The 20,884-nt window shown below is 48.4% G+C and carries 19 protein-coding genes; 6 read left to right on the top strand and 13 right to left on the bottom strand.

What is annotated here, in order from left to right; genetic code table 11:
* Nucleotides 1–240: 240 nt before the first annotated feature.
* Nucleotides 241–2,448, top strand: a complete 2,208-nt coding sequence (locus M4J38_RS14225; RefSeq protein WP_251760301.1) for a TonB-dependent receptor — start codon at nucleotides 241–243, stop codon at nucleotides 2,446–2,448.
* A 488-nt stretch (nucleotides 2,449–2,936) separates the two neighbouring features.
* Here the strand turns inward: M4J38_RS14225 and M4J38_RS14220 are convergent, their stop codons facing one another.
* Nucleotides 2,937–4,235 (bottom strand): DEAD/DEAH box helicase, encoded by a 1,299-nt coding sequence (locus M4J38_RS14220; RefSeq protein ID WP_251760300.1) that lies wholly within the window; start codon nucleotides 4,233–4,235, stop codon nucleotides 2,937–2,939.
* A gap of 391 nt (nucleotides 4,236–4,626) precedes the next feature.
* Here M4J38_RS14220 and M4J38_RS14215 point away from each other — a divergent pair, with 391 nt between their 5' ends.
* On the top strand, nucleotides 4,627–5,691 hold the full coding sequence (locus M4J38_RS14215; RefSeq protein ID WP_251760298.1) for a fatty acid desaturase: 1,065 nt from the start codon (nucleotides 4,627–4,629) through the stop codon (nucleotides 5,689–5,691).
* Nucleotides 5,692–5,707: 16 nt separating this feature from the next.
* Here the strand turns inward: M4J38_RS14215 and M4J38_RS14210 are convergent, their stop codons facing one another.
* From M4J38_RS14210 to M4J38_RS14175, 8 genes are all read right to left on the bottom strand, one after another.
* Nucleotides 5,708–7,036 (bottom strand): cell wall metabolism sensor histidine kinase WalK, encoded by a 1,329-nt coding sequence (locus tag M4J38_RS14210; RefSeq protein WP_251760297.1) that lies wholly within the window; start codon nucleotides 7,034–7,036, stop codon nucleotides 5,708–5,710.
* Nucleotides 7,024–7,704 (bottom strand): response regulator transcription factor, encoded by a 681-nt coding sequence (locus M4J38_RS14205; protein ID WP_251760296.1) that lies wholly within the window; start codon nucleotides 7,702–7,704, stop codon nucleotides 7,024–7,026. Before M4J38_RS14205 ends, M4J38_RS14210 begins: the two co-directional genes overlap by 13 nt.
* 20 nt (nucleotides 7,705–7,724) lie before the next feature.
* Entirely contained in the window at nucleotides 7,725–8,579 is an 855-nt protein-coding gene (locus M4J38_RS14200) for a hypothetical protein (protein ID WP_251760295.1), read from the bottom strand.
* A gap of 14 nt (nucleotides 8,580–8,593) precedes the next feature.
* A complete protein-coding gene (locus M4J38_RS14195) occupies nucleotides 8,594–8,899 on the bottom strand; it encodes a hypothetical protein (protein WP_251760294.1) in 306 nt (101 codons plus the stop codon).
* A 168-nt stretch (nucleotides 8,900–9,067) separates the two neighbouring features.
* Nucleotides 9,068–9,529 (bottom strand): hypothetical protein, encoded by a 462-nt coding sequence (locus M4J38_RS14190; RefSeq protein ID WP_251760293.1) that lies wholly within the window; start codon nucleotides 9,527–9,529, stop codon nucleotides 9,068–9,070.
* A gap of 126 nt (nucleotides 9,530–9,655) precedes the next feature.
* Entirely contained in the window at nucleotides 9,656–10,165 is a 510-nt protein-coding gene (locus M4J38_RS14185; RefSeq protein WP_251760292.1) for a hypothetical protein, read from the bottom strand.
* 33 nt (nucleotides 10,166–10,198) lie between these two features.
* Nucleotides 10,199–12,163, bottom strand: a complete 1,965-nt coding sequence (locus tag M4J38_RS14180) for a hypothetical protein (RefSeq protein ID WP_251760290.1) — start codon at nucleotides 12,161–12,163, stop codon at nucleotides 10,199–10,201.
* A 136-nt stretch (nucleotides 12,164–12,299) separates the two neighbouring features.
* On the bottom strand, nucleotides 12,300–13,190 hold the full coding sequence (locus tag M4J38_RS14175; protein WP_251760289.1) for a carbohydrate kinase: 891 nt from the start codon (nucleotides 13,188–13,190) through the stop codon (nucleotides 12,300–12,302).
* A gap of 194 nt (nucleotides 13,191–13,384) precedes the next feature.
* Between M4J38_RS14175 and M4J38_RS14170 the strand changes: the two genes are divergently transcribed.
* The 4 genes from M4J38_RS14170 to M4J38_RS14155 all read left to right on the top strand — a co-directional run bounded on the left by M4J38_RS14170 (nucleotide 13,385) and on the right by M4J38_RS14155 (nucleotide 17,032).
* On the top strand, nucleotides 13,385–13,852 hold the full coding sequence (locus tag M4J38_RS14170) for a hypothetical protein (RefSeq protein ID WP_251760288.1): 468 nt from the start codon (nucleotides 13,385–13,387) through the stop codon (nucleotides 13,850–13,852).
* 75 nt (nucleotides 13,853–13,927) lie between these two features.
* Nucleotides 13,928–15,193 carry an adenylosuccinate synthase gene (locus tag M4J38_RS14165; RefSeq protein ID WP_251760287.1) on the top strand — a complete coding sequence of 422 codons (1,266 nt, stop codon included), beginning with the start codon at nucleotides 13,928–13,930 and terminating at the stop codon, nucleotides 15,191–15,193.
* 93 nt (nucleotides 15,194–15,286) lie between these two features.
* Nucleotides 15,287–15,721 carry a hypothetical protein gene (locus M4J38_RS14160; RefSeq protein ID WP_251760286.1) on the top strand — a complete coding sequence of 145 codons (435 nt, stop codon included), beginning with the start codon at nucleotides 15,287–15,289 and terminating at the stop codon, nucleotides 15,719–15,721.
* A 21-nt stretch (nucleotides 15,722–15,742) separates the two neighbouring features.
* Complete coding sequence (locus M4J38_RS14155; RefSeq protein WP_251760285.1) at nucleotides 15,743–17,032, top strand: anthranilate synthase component I family protein; 1,290 nt, start codon at nucleotides 15,743–15,745, stop codon at nucleotides 17,030–17,032.
* 159 nt (nucleotides 17,033–17,191) lie between these two features.
* Here M4J38_RS14155 and M4J38_RS14150 read toward each other — a convergent pair whose 3' ends face one another.
* The 4 genes from M4J38_RS14150 to rplS all read right to left on the bottom strand — a co-directional run bounded on the left by M4J38_RS14150 (nucleotide 17,192) and on the right by rplS (nucleotide 20,823).
* The gene (locus M4J38_RS14150) at nucleotides 17,192–18,274 is read right to left on the bottom strand and encodes a lytic transglycosylase domain-containing protein (protein WP_251760284.1); all 1,083 of its coding nucleotides are present in this window, start codon (nucleotides 18,272–18,274) and stop codon (nucleotides 17,192–17,194) included.
* A gap of 115 nt (nucleotides 18,275–18,389) precedes the next feature.
* Nucleotides 18,390–19,784: an Asp-tRNA(Asn)/Glu-tRNA(Gln) amidotransferase subunit GatA gene (gatA, locus tag M4J38_RS14145; protein ID WP_251760282.1), complete on the bottom strand. Its 1,395-nt coding sequence runs from the start codon at nucleotides 19,782–19,784 to the stop codon at nucleotides 18,390–18,392.
* A 95-nt stretch (nucleotides 19,785–19,879) separates the two neighbouring features.
* Nucleotides 19,880–20,101, bottom strand: coding sequence for a twin-arginine translocase TatA/TatE family subunit (locus M4J38_RS14140; protein ID WP_251760281.1), 222 nt, complete (start codon nucleotides 20,099–20,101; stop codon nucleotides 19,880–19,882).
* 362 nt (nucleotides 20,102–20,463) lie between these two features.
* Nucleotides 20,464–20,823, bottom strand: a complete 360-nt coding sequence (gene rplS, locus M4J38_RS14135) for a 50S ribosomal protein L19 (RefSeq protein WP_251760280.1) — start codon at nucleotides 20,821–20,823, stop codon at nucleotides 20,464–20,466.
* Nucleotides 20,824–20,884 lie beyond the last annotated feature (61 nt).

Genomic DNA, 20,884 nt, shown 5'->3' with positions numbered 1-20,884 from the left:
CAGGAGTTGGTTTTTATGTCACGCAACGACGCGTCGACGCAACGGTGGCGACGCAACGGGGTGAAGACGATATGGGTGAAAATGCTGGGGGGTAGGATGCGGTTATGCGTGTTGGGGAACCATAGGTTTTCCTTCCAATCTCCTATCGGGAACGGTTTGGCGCATACAACAATGTTGCAAAAAGCTGCTTAAACCCTGAAAATTTCCGAACTTGCCGGAAGTTTAACCGTCAGCTCAACCATGAAAAAAACACTTTTACTCGTTTTTACCTGCTTCTCTTTGTTTACCCATGCACAACAGGCCGGCCGTATCACCGGTAGTGACCGGAAGCCGCTGGAGGGCGCCACGGTCTCCAACCTTAGGAGTGGCGGGCATGTACACAGTTCCCCTTCGGGCTTCTTCTTCCTTAAAGAAGCCCGTACCGGCGATTCGCTGCTGATCACCCATATCGCATACGCCTCTAGATGGGTGGTGGCTGGCGCAGATAGTTTATCAATCCGGTTGGAAGCCATTCCCTTTCAGCTGGATAATGTTACCATCACGAATGAACCTAAACACCTTCATATCCTCTCCGACATCGATCTGCGCACGAACCCGGTAAAATCTTCCCAGGAACTGCTTCGGAAGGTGCCGGGACTGTTTATTGGTCAGCACGCGGGCGGCGGTAAAGCGGAACAAATCTTTCTCCGTGGCTTTGATATCGATCATGGCACCGATATCAACATCACCGTCGACGGGATGCCTGTGAACATGGTAAGCCACGCGCATGGTCAGGGCTACGCCGATCTCCATTTCCTGATCCCGGAAACCGTTGAGAAGATCGATTTCGACAAAGGTCCCTACCAGGCCGCCAAAGGAAATATGGCTACCGCAGGTTATGTGGCATTCGAAACGAAGGATCACCTCGATAACAGCAGCATAACGCTAGAAGCAGGCAAATTCAATACACTCCGCACCCTTGCTATGCTCAACCTGGCTTCCACCGAAAAACAATCGGCCTGGCTGGCCACGGAATACCTCCGTACCAATGGTTGGTTCGAGTCTCCCCAAAACTTTAACCGCCTTAACTTAATGGGCAAGTATGCCAACACCACAGCTACAGGCGACCGGCTTACTTTATCTTTCTCCCACCTCAACAGCAAATGGGACGCAAGCGGCCAAGTTCCGCAACGTGCAGTGGATGCGGGTACCATTACGCGCTTCGGCGCCATAGATGATACGGAAGGAGGCAATACTTCACGCACCAATCTGAACCTTCAGTTCATCAAACAACTGAAACATGGGGCATATATTAAGAACATCGCTTTCTTTAACCACTATGATTTCGAACTCTATTCCAACTTCACTTTCTTCCTGGAAGATCCGGTGAATGGCGACCAGATCAGGCAGAAAGAAAAACGCAACATCACCGGGTTCGAATCCGTACTTCATGCGCCGCTCTCCATCGGAAATCTTCCTTTGGAACTGAACGCAGGCGCGGGCCTTCGAAACGACGCCGTGTCCGACATGGAACTTTCGCATACCCGCAACAGACAGGAAACACTTCAGCGCATCCAGTTCGGTGATGTGAACGAAACAAACCTGTACACCTTCGCCAGCGCTGAACTCAGGTCGGGCAAATGGGTGATCAATCCATCCGTCCGGGTGGATCATTTCCAGTTCGAATACCTCGACAAGCTCGCAGCTTCTTACAAAACGCTTGCGCAGCAAAAGTCGATTATGAGTCCCAAGCTCAATTTCCTGTACAACCAGGACCGGCAACTCCAGTTGTTCCTGAAACTGGGCAAAGGATTCCATAGCAACGATACACGTGTGGTGGTGGCACGGAGCGGTGAAGATATCCTGCCTGCCGCTTACGGTGCCGATCTGGGCGCAGTATGGAAACCAGTTCCCTGTCTTGTGCTCAACACAGCCCTCTGGTACCTGCACCTGCAACAGGAATTCGTATATGTTGGTGATGCGGGCATCGTTGAGCCAGGCGGCAAAACACAAAGGAAAGGAATAGATATCAGTGCCAGGTACCAATGGGGAAAATACCTGTTCATTAACGGTGATTTTACTTACGCCCATGCCCGTGCGATGGATGAAGCAAAAGGTGAGGACCTGATTCCGCTCGCACCAAAAATAACAGTGGCGGGTGGTGTCAGTTTCAAGCATCCTTCGGGTTGGAACGGGGCGTTGCAATCGCGGCATTTAGGGGACCGTCCCGCCAATGAAGACGGGAGCATCACGGCAAAGGGTTATTTCATCACGGATGCGAACATCAGTTACCAATGGAAATGGGTTACCGTAGGGGTAATCATGGAGAATATTTTCAACGCGGTATGGAACGAAACACAGTTTGCAATAGAGAGCAGGCTGGTGAATGAACCGGCTTCTGTTACGGAAATTCACTTTACGCCGGGTACGCCTTTTAACGTGCGGGGGATGGTGGCGGTGCGGTTCTGAGGAAAGCATTTTCACGTGATTGCTTCGTTCCTCGCCAAGACGCACTGCTTCGTTCCTCGCAGGAGCAAGGACGCAAGGCGTTGTTTGTGTTTGGCGCATTTCAGGGAGTAATTTTTTTTATTTCTCGCAACGACGCTACGACGCAAAGCCTTGTATGTACTTGGAACATTTAAGATGGTAAGTGTTTTTATTGCTCGCAATGAGGCGACGCAAAGTTGGTGCTTTCAGTTCTCAAACACCCTGTAATAGAAAGAGGTGTGCCTTTAAATGACACACCTCTTTCCATTATTTTCTGAATTGCCAAATTATAAAATCACCACGAAATTCCGGAATCCTGCAATAAATCAACGCTTTGCGTCGTAGCGTTGCGAGTGCGAGGAACGAAGCAGGAAGCAATCACGTGAAAATATTCCTTTGCATGCTACCCCTCAACCACTCCTTGCGTCCTTGCTCCAGCGAGGAACGAAGCAGTGCGTCTTGCGTGAAACCTACCCCGCCTTCACCACTTGCTTGCGCGCACCCTGTCCCTGCTGCGTTTCCCTGTTTCCCCTGTGCGGAAAGGGCTTATTGCCCCTGTTACCGCCCTGCTGAAACCGACGTTGCTGCTGTGGCTGCGGCTTAGGTATGGCAGATTGTACAGGAGCTTTACCCTGCATCGGGAAAGGATGCTCACTCACCACCGGGATCGTTTTTGAAATTAGCTTCTGAATATCGCGCAGGAATTCTTTTTCTTCCCAATCGCAGAACGAAAGCGCGGTTCCGTTAGCACCCGCACGTCCGGTACGACCAATACGGTGCACATAAGTTTCCGGTACGTTGGGCAATTCAAAGTTGATCACATAAGCCAGTTCATCAATATCGATACCGCGCGCGGCGATATCAGTGGCCACGAGCACATGAATCTCTTTGGATTTGAACTGGTTCAGCGCACGCTGGCGCGCATTCTGCGATTTATTGCCGTGAATTGCTTCTGCCCTGAAACCGGAGCGGTTCAGTTTTTTAGCGATGTTGTCGGCACCATGTTTGGTGCGGGCGAATACCAGCGCGGTTTCAATATTATTCGCTTTCAGTACGTGGGTGAGCAATTCGCCCTTGTCTTTCTTTTCCACGAAATAAATATGCTGCTGCACGGTGTCGGCCGTGGAAGAAACCGGGGTCACTTCTACTTTCACGGGATTCTTCAGCAACGCATCCGCCAGCACCATAATTTCAGGTGCCATGGTAGCGGAGAAGAAAAGTGTTTGTGACCTGGACTGCATCCGGGCGATCACCTTCTTTACGTCGTGTACGAAGCCCATATCGAGCATACGATCGGCTTCATCCAATACCAATAAAGGAATATCGCGTAAAGAGAGGATATTCTGCTGGATCAGGTCGAGCAAACGGCCCGGCGTAGCCACCAGGACATCAACACCCTTCTGGATCGCGAGTACCTGGGAATGCTGGGAAACACCACCAAAAATCACATGACTGGAAACACCGGTATATTTTCCGTAGGCTCTGAAACTTTCGTCAATCTGGATCGCGAGTTCCCGCGTAGGCGTTAACACCAGGGCTTTGATGCCCCTGTTGCGGGGATCGCGCTGCTTATCGCGCAGCACCAACTGGATCACGGGGATAGCGAAAGCGGCGGTTTTACCCGTACCGGTTTGTGCGCATCCTAAAATATCGCGGCCCTGTAACACAACGGGAATAGCTTGCTGCTGGATGGGGGTCGGAGTACTATACCCTTCTTCTTGTAGCGCCTTCAATACAGGCTCTATCAACTGTAAATCTGTAAATAACAATTTTTCGTATTTTTTATTAAAGTATGATGGTAAGCTGCCTTTGGGAGAGGCATTTTACCTGGCTTACGATCTTGCCTTCACGAACATTGAGGGAGAAATCAAAATAGGTGCAGGAGAAATAAGTGGTGCAAAGCTACGTTATTAATCCGAAGAAATGGCATTTTTCAAATATTAAATGTAAATAACCACATTAGGATTCCTTTGGCTTTGCTTACTGAAAAAAAGTTATACCTTACCGATTGTTAGAAAAGCCCTCTTAGATAACAGTTATTTAGGTATTAATTATCCTGCCTCCACTGCGCATTATAGTTAAGCTTGCGGCATCAGTAGTTATTATCATTCAGGGTAGTGCGCAAGTTCCGTCATCTTTCAATTAAATATATCCAGATCAATGGCATTCATCGACATTTTACTTCAGCAGCCTTCTTACGGCTGGACCAATGCGCAGGGCGAGTTGTCCGTTCCCTCCACCAAACAACTTTTCAGCGAGGCATTCTCGCGGATCAATATCTTCAAATCAAAAAAGAACTGGATATCCCTCATCAGCTGGCTGATGGCAGTTTGTATGCTGCCCTTCTTTTTTGTGTTCATCACAAAGTATTTTTCCTGGCCACTGTTCATTGTGGTAGTGATGTACAGTATGATTATCATGAGTACTCATGGTACCATCTGGTTCCACCGTTTTTGTACGCACAAGTCGTATAAATTCAGCAGTCCGGTCTGGCGTTTTATCACCCAGAACCTGGTGATTAAAACCTTCCCCGAAGAAATTTACGTGGTATCCCACCATGTGCACCATTCCAAATCGGACCTTCCAGGTGATCCCTATAATCCCAAAGGCGGTTTCTGGTATTGCATGCTTTCAGATGTGAACCACCAAAGCATTTCCAAAACACTAAGCGAAACGGATTACAATAAAGCCGCGCATTTCATGACGCATACCGGCGTGCAGATCAACAGCTACAAACAATACCAGCGCTGGGGATCCATCGCCACGCCATTGTATACTGTTGCACTGTGGTTGCTGAACTGGGCCGCCTGGTACACTATACTTTATTTTATCGGAGGACACGGACTCGCCTGCGCTGTTTTCACCGCCGCCATGATGTGGTTTGTACTGGTGCGCGCGTTCAATTACACTGGTCACGGAAAGGGGGAAGAGAAACATATTGACGGCATCGATTTCGACAGAAGTAATTTATCCATCAACCAAACACGTCCGGGATTGTTTTCGGGCGAATGGCACAACAACCACCACCTGTACCCCGGTAGCGCACGCGCGGGATTTCTGCCTTACCAGATTGACCTCGCCTGGATCTATATTTATTGTATGCACAAGATCGGTGCGGTCTCTTCTTACCGGGATTCGAAGAAAGAATTTTTGAAGAAATATGTAGCGGCCAAATCGGAACCCGGTAAAGTACCGCAAATACCGGGCAACGCGGCGATCTCTTAACATCATTTTTATAGTACTACACAGAAAGGGGGAACACCAGCATGAATTGGGTTCCCCTTTCTTCTTCCGCTGTAATGCGTATGTCAATTTCGTGGTAACGCGCAATGCTTTGTACGATGGAAAGTCCAAGTCCGAAACCTTCTTCGCCCGTATTTTTCGCTTTTTTGAACCGGTCGAAAATAAACGGGATATCTTTTTCAGGAATACCGATGCCCGTATCCGCAACAGCAAGAAAATAATTGCCCTCGTTGGTATGTCCTTCGCTTATGGAAATACTTCCGGCGGGCTTGTTGTACCGGATGGCATTATTTACCAGGTTGTACACCAATTGAAAAATCAGGTCGCGGTTCACATTCCGCAGCATGCTTGTCTCCTGCACCTGCATCGAAAACTGCAGTTCTTTCTCTTCCAGACGATGTCCCAGTTCCTCCATTACCTCTTCCACTAAGGCTTTCACGAAAACAGTATCTTTCTTTACGAACTGATCGTTCTCAATGCGCGATATCAGCAATAACGAACGAACGATCCGCTTCAACCGGTTCAGGGTCCGCATCATACCTTCGATCCTTACATGCGTTTCATCGTCCAGTTTTCCATCCGTGAGCAGGTTCTCGATTTTATTCTGAAGTATACCGATGGGCGTCATCAGTTCATGTGAAGCATTGGAAGTGAATTCGCGTTCCTTTTCAAAATCTTCCCGGATTTTCTCCATCAGTTCCGCGAGGGAAGTATCCAGGTATTTAAAATCGGAGGTGGAGGTACGGAGCGGAGGAAGTTCTTCTTTGAATGGGAATTTCCGGTTCCGCAATTTGGTGCGGATGATCACATTGAGCGGACGTAGTAACACCCTTGTATAAACGAGGTCGACCACAATGGTAAGGAAGATGAGTCCGATCAGCACATAAAGCGCCATCTTCTGCAAGGGTCGGTTGTATTGCCCAATCGCTGAAATGGACTTGCCCACTTCCAGTATATAGCGTTTACTGTTGTACGTGAGTACATGCGTGAGTACGCGGTAATTCAGTGTGTCATTTTCCACCACACGCATCGAGGTTTCGATGGTATCGGGGAGAAACGTGATGCCCGCGGGTTCCAGGGAAATGTATTCTTCTTTCAGCAATGTGTAACTGCCGTAACTGTCATCGCCCTGCAAATAAAAATCTATCCCGTTCTGTTCAATCTCCTTCAGTACTTTTTTCTTTTGCTCCTTCAGGTAAGTATTGGTGTATTCAAAAGCCACCTTATCCACCAGCAACGGCAGCAACCACACAAACAGCGCCACGATAGCGAGTTTGGACAGTGTGATGAACAGCGTTAGTTTGGTGAACAGTTTCAATCGGCGCATTTTATTTTGTACCCTATGCCCCGTATGGTTTGCAGCCATTCCACGGGAGCGAAGGCGGATAATTTTTTACGGATGTTCTTGATGTGCACATCAATATAATTGGAATCGTAATCATCGTCGGAGAAAGCGCCCCAGATGTGTTCGCTGAGTTGCAGTCGGGTGAGTGGACGGTTCTTGTGCAGCACCATATAATTGAGGAGGTCGAATTCCTTTCGGGAAAGATCAATTTCTTCTTTTCCAAACAATATGCGGCGGTGTTGGGTATCAATGGAAAAGTCGCCGATCTGAACGAGAGAATCTTTCCACCCCGACTTCCTTCTGGTAATGGCCTGCATCCTGGAATGCAGTTCCAGCAACGAGAATGGCTTTGGAAGGTAATCGTCCGCGCCGAGGTCCAGTCCTTTGATCCGGTCTTCGAGGTCGCCTCTTGCGGTGAGAATAATATAGGAGGCGTCCGGACAGTTCTTTTTCGCCTGCTGTAATACTTCGAGCCCATCCTTATCAGGAAGGCCCAGATCGAGGAGGATAAAATCGTAGGGGTGTTCCTCCATTTGCTTCAGTCCCTGACGCGCCGTAAAAGCGAGGTCGCAAAGGTAAGCGGCCTTTTTAAGGAAGGCTTCCATTTCGAGCGCCATGGATCTTTCATCTTCTACGATCAGAACTTTCATGTGTATGGGGAATGCTGAAGTTAAAACTGGTAATAAAAACTGAGATTCACAAAGGAATTTGTGGTTCCCGCGCCACTCTCCGCGTTTTGACTCAGCAATGAAAGCTGGTAGGAAAGTTCCAGAAGATAGCTGCTGCGGTAGTAGGAAAGCGGCAATTTAAAGTTGTAGGAAAGCAAATTAAAATCGGTGGAAACCTTTGTGGTGGTGGTTGTGGTGGTGGAACCGCCTCCGCCCAGCAAGGGTGGTATCGGCAAGCCGAGAATGCTGTCGCGTATTCTTTTCTCTTCCACGTACGTTTCGTAGAAACGTTGTGTTCCCGCTACGATTTCCACGCCGGGCGTGATGGAGATGCCATCTTTTTTATTGAACAGGTGTCCCAGCACAATATCTTTACTGGAGGAGAATGTGGTAAACACATCATTTTGTTTTCCGAAAGCATAATCAACGGCTATCCCGGAGTTCAGGAAGTACTGGTAATTCAGGGACGCGCTGGCGGTATTGTTATTGGCGGCCTGGAGGAAAGGAGAATAAGCGGGATAAAAAGTATGGCTGTAGCTGATATCTGCGGAAAGTTTCTTTCCGATACCGAATCCGTAGCCGATCCCCAGGCTGGAAGCCGAAGCGAATTTGGCGGAATCATTCAGGAGACGGTAAGCGGACCCCGAAAAATAGATGCCTGATTTCAACTTGTAAGAAGCGACCGCGGCCACATACGGTGTCTTTTCCTCCGGTTTTTGTCCGTAATAACTGGCGTTATTGGTGTAAGTCACCCCCAATGTAAGGGTGTTTTTCTTCACCTCCTGTGTGGAGTCTTCCTGCGCCTGAGCCGTGTAAAGGCCAAGGGAAAAAATACTGAAGATGATGATTTTTTTCATGGTACGTATTGTTTTCAGGGGAGTAATCCGGTCACGCCTTTGATCACTTTGGGTTTGATCACCTTAGGTTTCACCGGTACAACTTTGGGTAAAGGAAGTGGTTTCACCTGCTTGCGGGATCTGGGCACCTGCTTGATCACATCAGGTTTATCCGGGAGCACCTTTTTCTCCGTTGTTTTTTCCGGTACTTTTTTGGGTGGGGGAACCGTATCCATGTGCGCAATATGCCGGGTCTCCGCTTTGGCGGTTACGTTAAGCGTGCCACATCCGAGCAAAATGGCCAGGAGTCTGGATATGCATGGTTTCATTGGTACTTTCATCACACCCAAATTTAAGGGATTTGTTCACGCGATTGCTTTGTGCTGCGCACTTCGCAACGCAAGGAGCGATTGAATGGTGAGTTGTTCAGACTTTTCGTGCCGGGGGGTTGTTTCAATTAGAGAAAAGAAGGAGCACCATCGCTGGCACTCCTTCCTATGCGACAAACCCTATTTAAAAATGTTCAATCCTGCATTGCCGGCTACACGTCCATTTACACGTGGCGTGGCTTTTACGGCTGCTTTGGTGGAAGTATTGGCTTTTACAGACTTCCCGGTTTTTACGGAAGCACTGGTTTCACTGTTCACGCGGGCGTTCTTTCTGATCGCTTTGTGGGTGGCCCGGGCCTCGGAACGCACGGTATTTTTCGTTTCAACAGTGGTGTGTACCGCGGCTTTTTTACCGTTGTTTACATGCGTTTCCGTGCGTTGTACCGCATCGGTTTTCACTTTCGCGTTGGTGGATGCATTCACGGAAGTACCAGAATTGATTTTTGCACTATTGCCTTCTTTGTGCACGGAAGTTTTAGTGGCAGCCTTCAGGGACTGGTCCGCTTTCACGGCAGTATTGGTTTGAGCGGCTACGGCACCTGAGATAAGCATTGCGGCGGCGATAAAAAGTTTCGTTTTCATAATTTCTGATTGAATGGGTGATTGAATAAATAATTACAAGAACAAAACTAAAAGCCGAAGATGAAGCGAAAATGAAAAACCGGCCACACGTGGTGGGCCGGTTCTATATACGAAGTGGTTGTACGATTATTTCTTCAGTAACGCTACCAAAGCTCCGTAAGACATATTCATAAGATCAACCTTACGTTTTCCGAGGGATTCCAACTGGAGAATTTTCTCCTGTGAAAGCACCACATAGCTGAACGCGGGCCTGTCTGATTCGGTCTTGCTTTCTTCCCCATTCAATCCCATCAGGAATATGCCGCCTTCCGTAGCCTGGTAATACCATTGCGTGTTCTGCTTATCGGTGAAGGGCAACAATTGCACATTATCGCCTGAACGTGCGTATACCAGTACGAGGCCATCCTGTAAAACAGCGTCGGATACTTCAGCCGCTGAAAATTGAGTGGAAACATTTCCATCCTGCTCTTCTTCGTTTTGATCCCACTGCCCTACCGTATTCCAGGATGATACGGTTACGCCTTCACCGGAAATGGTTTCTTCAATTGGTGTCTCCGGAACCTCCGTGTTTTCTTTGCTGCAGGAGGAGAGTGCGAGAATGCTTATGGCGCAGATGCCAGCGATATATTTTTTCATTTTAATTGACATGGTTTATTGTAAAGGACAGGATTACTTTTTAATGGTTACGGTGCTGCTCCAGTTGTTGATGGTTGTTTTCAACTGATACGTTCCTGAAGGAAGCGTTGCTGTTGAGATGTATACCTGCGTTGTTCCCGCCAGCATTTTGGGCATACTTAGTGTTTGCTTCACGGTGCCGGCTTCATCCAGCACATCAACTTTCATGAGTCCTATCTGTGGTGTATTCACGGTAAGCTGTACCCGATCGGTAACATTGGTTTCAGGATATACGGCAAGAGATGAAGTGGCTGAACCAGCCATTTTCGCCATCACAACCGGTGTGGAACTGGACGAACCTTCTGTTAACACAAATCCGTTCAGGTAAGTATAGGTATTCAGCCTTGTGATGCTTACCACGATCTGCCCCTGCGCATTCGGTGTGAGTCCTTTAAAAATAACCTTGTTGGTATAATTGCTGTTGGAGAGCACGGTATCCTTCAGCGTACCGATCGTGAATACTGTTCTGTTTCCGTTGGTACCGGACCGGGAAGAATACAATTCAATATCGTATTTCACGCCGGTTTTCAATCCTGTAATGGTAAGGCTTCTACCCATAGTGGAGAAGGTGGTATGCCTCAGCACGCCTGCCGGGGCCATTCCTCCGGGATAAGTAGCGCCGTTATCGCCGAGGCCCGTGGTTTGACTGAGTGTGGCCTTTACGGCTGATGTGGTACCATCCGCATATTTGAACGCGGCTGAAGTCTGGTTGGTAGCGCCTCCCGTGGCGATGGTCCAGTTGTTCCACTGTGTATTGCTATATGGATTAGCGCCTCCGTAAATATTCACCATTACCTGTTTTGCGCTGCCCGTGGGTGGCGGTGTGGTGGTAGTATCTGTTGGTGGCGTGGTTACCGCTGCTTTCACCACTACACTCACATCATCGGAAGCGGTAGCGCCATTGTTATCGGTCACCGTTAAGCGGAAAACGTACACCCCTTCAGTAAGGTTGGTTACATTGGGGGCGGCGATGGCCGCATTGCTGAAAGAGAAAGAGGTGGGTCCTGAAACTTTGGTCCAGGCATATTTTGAAATACTGCCATTGGCATCTGTACCACTGCCTGAAAGGGCTACGGTATTTACGGGAAGCGTGATGGTTTTATCGCCACCGGCATTGGCTACGGGAGCTGTATTTCCGGGAGCTACGGCGCCATCGCGCTTGTACTGCAGCATCCACTCATACATATTCTTTCCGTCTTCCCTGTAATTCGGATCATAAGCTTTTGTCCAGGCATCGTGGCCACTCACCGGGAAGATCGTCTTCTTCGCGGCGGGATTCGGCGCTGGCGCCTGGTTGATCATGGAGATATAATCGTTGGTGGTGGAAACCAGCACGGTGGGATCACCCTGGTTGTGGAAAGCCCAAACCGGGAGATTATACGTGGCGATCGTCCTGGCGCGGTAAGCACTGGGAGACGAGGCGCCGCAAACAGGTACGATAGCCGCTGTGCGCTTCACGTAAGTGAGGTTGCTGGAGCAGCCGCCGTATTCCCAGGTAGCGCCACCACCCATGCTGAGCCCTGTAACGTATACCCTTTTAATGTCCACTTTATAGTTGGCGATCGCATAATTGATGATCGCGTCAACATCGGTGAACTTGGGCCATGCCACGAACTGGGGGGAGATGACAATAAACTTGTGCGAAGCACCATTTACTGTGAATGAGGTTGGGAATTTCCCCTGGCTGATCACTTTCGGAAGACCATTCCTTAATACATTGGGGAGTTTAGTTGAGCTTCCGTCGCCAAGTTCACCCATTCCATGGATGAAGATGATCAACGGATACGTTTCACTTCCACCCGGATTATATCCCTGGGGAAGATACTCGTAATAACCTTTCGAATTGGCCGTCATGGAGGTGAACTTCGCCGTTTGAACCTGGGCTAGTGTGGGCTGGGTTACAGATACGGCAAGGAGGAGCAGGGCAGCGAGGATGCTGCGGAAACCGCGGTTTTTCATTTTGTCCTGAAAGTAATTTGAATTAAAAATGTTGTTACTAATAATCAGTTCGAACCGCGGGAAAGTGTCAAGTATTATGCCAGAAACAAATATGTTAATAACTTGATGTGTGGTAAGCGAAAGGTATTATGAAGCGCTATTGCAAACCTCTTACCTCCTCTATACTATAATCCGGACATCCCCCGGATTTTGAGGCCACCAATGCGCCCAACGCGGCCGCGAACGCCAGCGCTTCTTGCGCTGGCACGCCCTGATCCAGTTTTGCCAGCAAGGCTGCTAAAAAGGAATCACCACTTCCCACGGTATCGGCTACCTGTACCCGGTATCCCGGATGCGCGTAGTGTTTTCCATCCCTGTTCATCATGGCGCCTTCGGCACCGAGCGTTACAATGATGGTTGGAATATTGAACTGTTCCTGGATAAAAGTCATTCCATCCTGAAGGTCTTGGTGTAAGGAGAACCATTCCATCATCAGTTGCAACTCCGATTTATTCATTTTTAAGATATCCGCCTTTGAGAGCAGTTTTTCAATCAGCTCCCGGTTATAAAAAGGTGTGCGTAAGTTGATATCAAATACTTTCTTTTGAGCAAGTTCAAGTAAGGAGAACAGCGTTGCTTTGGAATCCGCGTGTCTGGCCGACAGGCTTCCAAAGATGAAATATGCCGCGTTACGCACCAGTTCCTTTGTGCGTTCATCCGCCACAATATGGTCCCAGGCGGCGGGAGCAACGATCTCATAGTGCATTTCGTGGTGCTCATCCGGCACCGCATGCACAATACCCGTGGGCGTGTTTGGATCGTGTTGCACAAAATCAGCGGGAATACCTTTTTCCAGCAATACTTTCAATAAGTCATCCCCGCGCTCATCGTTCCCAATCCTGCTGATGAGCGCTGAAGTTATTCCCAACCGGCCAAGATGGTAAGTGATGTTCATGGGCGCGCCACCGGGCTGCGGGCCTGAAGGAAGCAGGTCCCAGAGCATTTCACCAAAACTGACCATTTTATAAGGCAAAGCAGTAGTATTCATACGAAAGTTTATCATTGAAGGAATAAAATTATCGCATTCAAAGTTCAATATCACCCGAGCATCAGACAGGTACGAAACTTTCTTCTTCAAATAGAAATCAGGGGAAGCGCCAAAAACTTTAAAGAAAATCTAATTCACAAAGCCTTGACGCTTCTGTTATTAGAGGTGATGTAGCTTGAAACAAATCTTATTATATGCGACAACTCTACTTAGCCCTGGGTGTTTTCACCCTTTTCTCCATCAGCGCCTGCAGCAAATCTGTTTTTTACCGTACCGAAGAACGCCTGGAAGGTACCTGGGAACTGCAAGATGTAAGAAGATTCGGTTTCGGCCGCACACCCAGTTTTCCCTTTACCGAAGGAACGTTCACCTTCACCGAAGGAGGAACGGCGGAATATTCCAACCGCTTCGGCGATTACTACCGCGGCAGCTGGGATATCCGCAGCAACCAGATCGGGCAGGATTGTTACTACGACGACTGGGGAAACCGCTCCTGCGATAGCCGTGATGTGTACGCACTTAACCTTACACTGATCGATTTCAATGCGCAGGATGTAAGGACTGAATTTTTTGAAGAAATCAGGTTTTTCAGCCGTAGAAAGTTCAAAGCCTATATCCATAGGCCGGGCACCACCTGGGTCTTTGTATTTATAAAGCGGTAACCTTTCCGAAATATTTTCCTCATTGGCTTCATTCGCCTATTTTTGCCGCTCAATTTAAAATCAACTTTCACCGTCATGGTAGACGTCATTTTAGGCCTTCAATGGGGCGATGAGGGAAAGGGTAAAATAGTAGACTATTTTGCTCCCCGTTACGATATTATCGCGCGCTTCCAGGGTGGCCCCAACGCTGGTCACACCTTATATGTAAATGGTTCCAAAGTAGTATTGCACCAGATTCCTTCAGGGGTGTTCCACGAGCACACCACCAACCTGATCGGCAACGGCGTGGTGCTGGATCCCGTTACCCTCCGCAGAGAATGTGAGATCGTAAAAAACATGGGTGTGGATGTGAAGAAGAACCTCTTCATCAGCCAGCGCACCAACCTTATCCTTCCCACGCACCGCGCGCTGGATAAGGCTTCCGAACTTTCTAAAGGCGAAGGAAAGATCGGTTCCACCCTTAAAGGAATCGGTCCCGCTTACATGGATAAGACCGGCAGGAACGGACTCCGCGTAGGTGATCTCCTCGATAAAAACTTCACCACCCAATACATCAAACTGCGCCTGAAGCACCAGAAAATGCTGGACAGCTACGGGTTCCAGGAAGATATCTCCGCCTGGGAAGAAGAATTCTTCGAAGCGGTGGAACTGCTTCGCGAACTGAACATCGTGAACGGAGAATACTTCATCAACGATGCCATCTCCAAAGGAAAGAAAGTACTGGCGGAAGGCGCACAGGGCAGCATGCTGGACATCGATTTCGGTACCTTCCCCTTCGTTACTTCCTCCAACACCATCTCCGCCGGCGTTTGTAACGGACTTGGTGTGGCACCGCAAAAGATCAAAGAAGTACTGGGCGTAACCAAAGCTTACTGCACACGCGTGGGCGGCGGCCCCTTCCCTACCGAACTGCATGATGCCACCGGCGAGGAACTCCGGAAGATCGGCAATGAATTCGGCGCTACCACAGGAAGACCCCGCCGCTGCGGATGGATCGACCTCGTGGCCCTCAAATTCGCCTGCATGATCAATGGCGTTACGCAGATCATCATGACCAAAAGCGATGTGCTCGATACTTTCGAAGAACTCCAGGTTTGTACATCCTACAATGTGAACGGCGAGAAAAGTGAAGTGGTGCCTTTCCAGATGACACGCGTAAAAATTGAACCCAACTGGGAAAGCTTCCCGGGATGGAACACGCCCGTTTCTGAAATAAAAGATTTCTCCGTACTTCCGCAGAAAATGAAAGAATATGTATCTTTCATCAACGGCTATCTGGGCGTGGATGTACAGTATATTTCAAATGGACCCGGGCGCGATCAGATCATTTCTGTACAGTGATTTTCACAGGAGGAAAAAACGCTCAAAAATTTGATTTAAAAATTTGGCGATTTAAAAAAGTCATTGAAATTTTACACAGAAATCATTCGGAATATGGCAACGAAATCTGACATCGGAAAAAAGGTAACAGCAGCTAAAACTGCCCCAAAAAAAGCAGGAAAAGAATCGACCAAGCCTAAGAAACAGGCGGAAGAAGATGATGATGACGACGAACTGGAAGATGATGAACTGGAAGAAACGAAGGCACCCAAGAAAGGAGCAGGGAAAAAATCTTCTGACGATGATGACGACGATGAAGACCTGGATGATGAAGAAGATGATGATTGGAACAAGGCAGAAGAAGACGATAGCTGGGACCCCGACTTTGAAGAGTTCGATATTCCCAAATCCAAAGGTGCCAAGAAAACCGGAACCGGCGGCGCTAAGAAAGGAAAAGAGGAAGATGACGACCTGGGAATCGATGACGATTTTAAAGAATTGGACCTCTTTAACGACTCCGGCTTCGATGATGATGACGACGATTTCTAGTCAGGTCCACATCCCATACAAGTGATCAGAACATACGAAATATTTCCGCTGGAACACCCCGCGGAATTTCATTGGCAAATGTTGAACTGGGCTTCCCGGTTCAACATTTCTGCTTTTTTAGACAGTCATTCCTATTCCGGTTCCCGCCAAAGCCTGCTGGCCGCCGGAGCAATCAGTCATTTCACGCCATCGGGTACCGGAAATACCTTAGCTGAACTTTTTCATTGGAAGGAAGCACAACAAGATTGGGCCTTCGGGCATCTCGGTTTTGGTTTGGCTGAAGAAACGGAAGGCGTTCACCAGCATCCTGAAAGCCATACGCGTTTCGGGAACGCGTTTTTCTTTGTGCCCGAGCATCTGCTGGAAATACTGCCGGGCAACAGCGTGAGGATAGGAACCGTGGATGATCGGCCGGAAAATATCTTTCAGGCAATTCTCTCCTCCCCAACTCATGTGGAAGGTGAAATTTCAGTCGCCCCTTTCATCCCGCGGATTCCGCGCACGGAATATATCGTTAAAGTAAAGAACCTCCAGGCGCATATCCTGCGCGGTGATTGTTACGAGATCAATTTCTGCCAGGAGTTCTTCACCAAACCCCATGCCTTCAACCCTTTAAAAGCGTACCAACTGCTTTCGCAGGCTTCCCCCGCGCCTTTCGGAGGTTTTTACAAAAATGGGGATCAGTATGTAGTAAGTGCCAGTCCGGAGCGTTACCTGAAGAAAACGGGCAATACCTTACTAAGCCAGCCCATGAAAGGCACCTGGGAACGCGACCATGCCCATCCGGAAAACGACCGCAACAACATGCGCCTGCTCCGGGAGAGTGCCAAGGAACGCGCCGAGAACATAATGATCGTGGACCTGGTAAGGAACGATCTCTCCCGTGTGGCGGCGGAAGGTTCTGTAAAAGTGGAAGAGTTGTGCGGGGTATATAGTTTCCCGCAAGTACACCAGATGATCTCTACTATAACGGGCAACTTACCCGAAGGAACGCCTTGGACCGATACCATCCGCTATACTTTTCCCATGGGCTCCATGACAGGCGCGCCCAAGAAAAGAGTACTGGAACTTACTCTTGAACATGAAACCACCGCAAGAGGGATATACGCGGGCTCTATCGGGTATGTTACTCCGGAAAACGATTTCGATTTTAATGTGGTGATCCGCAGCCTGGTGTACAATGCTGCCGAAAATTATTTATCGTACCATGTGGGATCAGGTATAACCGGCTATGCCACTGCGGAGGAGGAATATGAAGAATGCCTTCTGAAGGCAGAAGGCATTCTTAAAGCGTTAAGCGGGGCTTTTTGAGGTTTCACGCAATTGCTTCCTGCTGATTTTATTTCTCGCAACGGCGCTACGACGCAACGCATAAAATGTTGTTGGTTTGCGTCTGAATTTTTAATTGAGCGTACTTTTCTAATATTAAAGGTTCCCAACGTTGCGCCGTAGCGCCGTTGCGTGAAACTTTTATTTCACCGAAACCCGCTGCATCATCATCTCCACAGATTCACTCAGTATCTGGTACTTGTGCGCGTTAAATTTATCCATTTTATCTTCCGGCAGGTTCATCATGTAGGCCTTGCCTTCAGCGATGAATTTATCGAAACCAGGATTCAACTCATTGAAAGCGGAGAGTTCCATTTCCAGCACTTTCGCCACGACCGAGGAATTGTATTTACCGGATACCTGTTGTACCCGTGTATTGTCCACCTTGGCGGCGAGTTTGCCTTTCAGTTCACCTGCTTTTTCCAGTTCTTCCGTTTCTTTTTTAGTGAGTGTGGTTACGCCGCCCTTTCCTTCCATGATATAATGGGTGGCGATGAATTTTTTCACATGGTTGCGTGATTCCAGCGGAAGGTGGTACTGGAGTTTCCAGAAATTTTCTGAGCCGCTGCGCCGGATAGCGCTGGTTACGCGGGAAGGTCCGCTGTTGTAGGCGGCTACTACCAGGAGCCAGTCGCCAAGTTCATTGTACAGTTTCTTGATGTACTTAGCGGCTGCGTGCGTGCTTTTCACATAATTGGTCCGTTCATCAACCTTGCCATTCACTTTCAATCCCATCAGTCTTGCGGTGGAGGGAATGAATTGCCAGGGACCCACGGCACCTGCCCATGAAACAGTGGAGGCACGAAGATTGGATTCAATCACGGCGAGGTACTTCATTTCGTGGGGAATATCGTACCGGGCGAAGATCTCATCGATCATGTCGAAGTAGGGTTTACCCCATCCCTTCATTTTGTTGAGGTCGTTGGAATGTTTTTCCATGTAGTCTTCCACGAAACTGATCGCCAGGGGATTGAGTTCTGCCTGGAGATAATTTTGATCGGAAAGATCGTGAGAAACGAAGAGGTCTTTAAAACCTGCTTTTGATTTTGCCGAACCGGCTTTTGCGGTGGCGTTTGCAACAACATCTTCCTTATCGGCGGTAGTGTCGTTGAGTGTAGTGGTAGCTACTGCGGCCAACGGGCCTTGTTGCTGACCTTCCAGGTCGGTGGCGTGTAAGAGCGTTACACCCATCAAATGGATGAGGCACAACAGTAAACGTTTCATTTTCATCACAATAATTTGGGTTCACAAAACCGTCAAATGAATACATCCAATCTTGAAATCGTCTTAATTTCTAATCTTCTGATCCAGGGTCCGGATTTCTCACAATTGGATATTGTTACTGGTTGATACGTTCCATCAGTTGGTGCGAAATGCGCAGCAAAGATAACTCTTCATTTTGGTTTGTCATAATCTGCAACCCGAAGGGCATTCCATTCGAGTGCCTGAAGAGCGGAACCGAGATCGCCGGCACACCTACCAGGTTGGCATAAACGGTGTAAATGTCGGCGATGTACATCGCGATGGGATCAGCAATTTTCTCGCCAATTTTGAATGCGGGGGTGGGAACTGTGGGGAGAAGGATGGCATCATACTGTGAGAAGATGGCCTTTGTAGTATCGGCCAGTATTCTTCTAACCTGCTGTGCCTTAGTAAAATAAGCGTCGTAATAACCGGCGCTGAGCACGAAAGTGCCCAAGAGAATTCTTTTTTTAACTTCTTTTCCGAATCCTTCGGAGCGGCTCTTTTTGTAAAAGTTTAACAAATCTTCTTCCGTTTTGGTCCGGTGTCCAAATCTTACCCCATCGTAACGGGAGAGGTTGGAAGAAGCTTCCGCTGTAGTCAATACGTAATAGGCGGGAACGATATAGTCAAGATATTCAAAATCAACGGGTTCTACCGTATTTCCTTCCCCTTTTAGGTCATCGATCAGCTGCAGGATGGCCGTCCTGATCTCCGGATCAAGCCCGGGATGATCGAGTGTGGCGGGCAGGTAAGCGAATTTCTGTTTGGAAGGCTGGTCCAGTTCCTTGCTGTAAGCGGGCACTGGTTGGGAGGAAACGGTAGAATCAAAATCATCGGGACCGGCCATTACTTCCAGCGCCAGGGCAACATCTTCCGTATTGGTGCCGAAGATACCGATCTGGTCAAAAGATGAGGCGTAGGCGATAAGCCCGTATCGGGATATCCTGCCATAACCAGGCTTTAAGCCGATGATACCACAAAAATCCGCAGGTTGACGAACGGAGCCGCCGGTATCGCTTCCGAGGGAAAGCATGCAGGCGCCGGACTGAACGGCTACCGCGGACCCGCCTGAAGAACCGCCCGGAACCCTGGTTTCATCCAGTGCATTCAGTACCGGACCGTAGGCCGAGTTCTCGTTGGTAGAGCCCATCGCGAATTCATCGCAGTTTAGGTTTCCGATAATGATAGCGCCTTCTTCGAGTAAACGGGCGATGGCGGTGGCGTTGTAGATGGCCTCGTAGCCTCTGAGTATGTTTGAAGCCGCCGAGACTTCATGTCCCAGGTAACAGATCACATCCTTAATGCCGATTACCACACCATGAAGTTTGCCCATAGGCTTTCCCTGCGCACGTTGTGCGTCCAGCATAACGGCACGCTGCAGGGCCTCTTCCTTAAAAACTGCGGTAAAAGCATTGAAGTGCCGGGATTTTTCGATCTGAGAAAGATAGAACCCTACAACTGCTTCGCAGGAGATAGTCCCTTCTTTCAACTGCCGATGGTAATCCCGGACTGAAGTGAATTCAAACAAAACCCATCCGTATTTATGTCATCAAAAATGCGGGCAACAAAAAATGGACTTACTGCTTAGGCAGATGCTTTGTCCTTCTCATTCATTCCTTCCTCGATCTCTTTCTTCACATTGCTCTTGGCGTCGTTGAACTCACGGATACCTTTACCGAGGCCGCGCATGAATTCTGGAATTTTTCTGCCGCCGAACAGGATCAATACGGCAAGAATGATCAATACCCATTCCATTCCACCAGGCATAGAGAACAACATCACGGGATTTGCTTGTAATAAAGACATGATTTCTCGTTTTAATCTTAACAGTCTACAAAGTACGGCAAATTATGCCGAATAGTTTTCAAATAAGGGCGCTAAAGTAAATAATAGTTGGTAACCCCGAAAAGGATTAACAAACCGCTAAGAATGCAAACGAGTGCGCGGACGCTAACGAACGTTCCTGCAATTTTTATAATGCTTATTGGCCGCCTGGTGGGGCGTAACACTGCGGGCGCAGGAGGCGGCTACCACGGTGATCAGTAGTAAAAGGGCAACGATCTTTTGCATATTGTACGGATTTGAGGGTAATGATACAAAACGGGCCGGAAAGCAAAAAGCGAAAACCATACCGATTTTCGCTTTTTGAAGAAAATTTATAAAGCTGATTAAGCTGTAGCCACTCTTTTTTCTTTGATACGGGCGCTTTTTCCGCTTCTTCCACGTTGGAAGTACAGTTTAGCACGGCGCACTTTACCTACTTTGTGCAGCAGGATAGACTCGATGTTGGGGGAGAAGATCGGGAATACCCTTTCAACACCTACACCATCAGAGATCTTACGTACAGTAAAAGTAGCGGTTTGACCGGTACCCTGACGTTTGATCACATCGCCTTTGAAGGACTGGATACGCTCCTTGTTACCTTCCACGATTTTATAGTTAACGGTGATATTATCACCAGCTTTGAAGTTGGGGAACTCTTTCTTCGGAGTCAACTGCTCATGAACATAAGCTACAGCAGAATTCATAATTCTTATTTTTAACGGACGGCAAAGGTAGGAATAATTGTAATTAATCCAAACTTTTTTT

It is taken from the genome of Parasegetibacter sp. NRK P23 (genome assembly GCF_023721715.1).
Lineage (GTDB): Bacteria > Bacteroidota > Bacteroidia > Chitinophagales > Chitinophagaceae > Parasegetibacter.
This window is presented reverse-complemented; position numbering and strand designations above follow the sequence as displayed.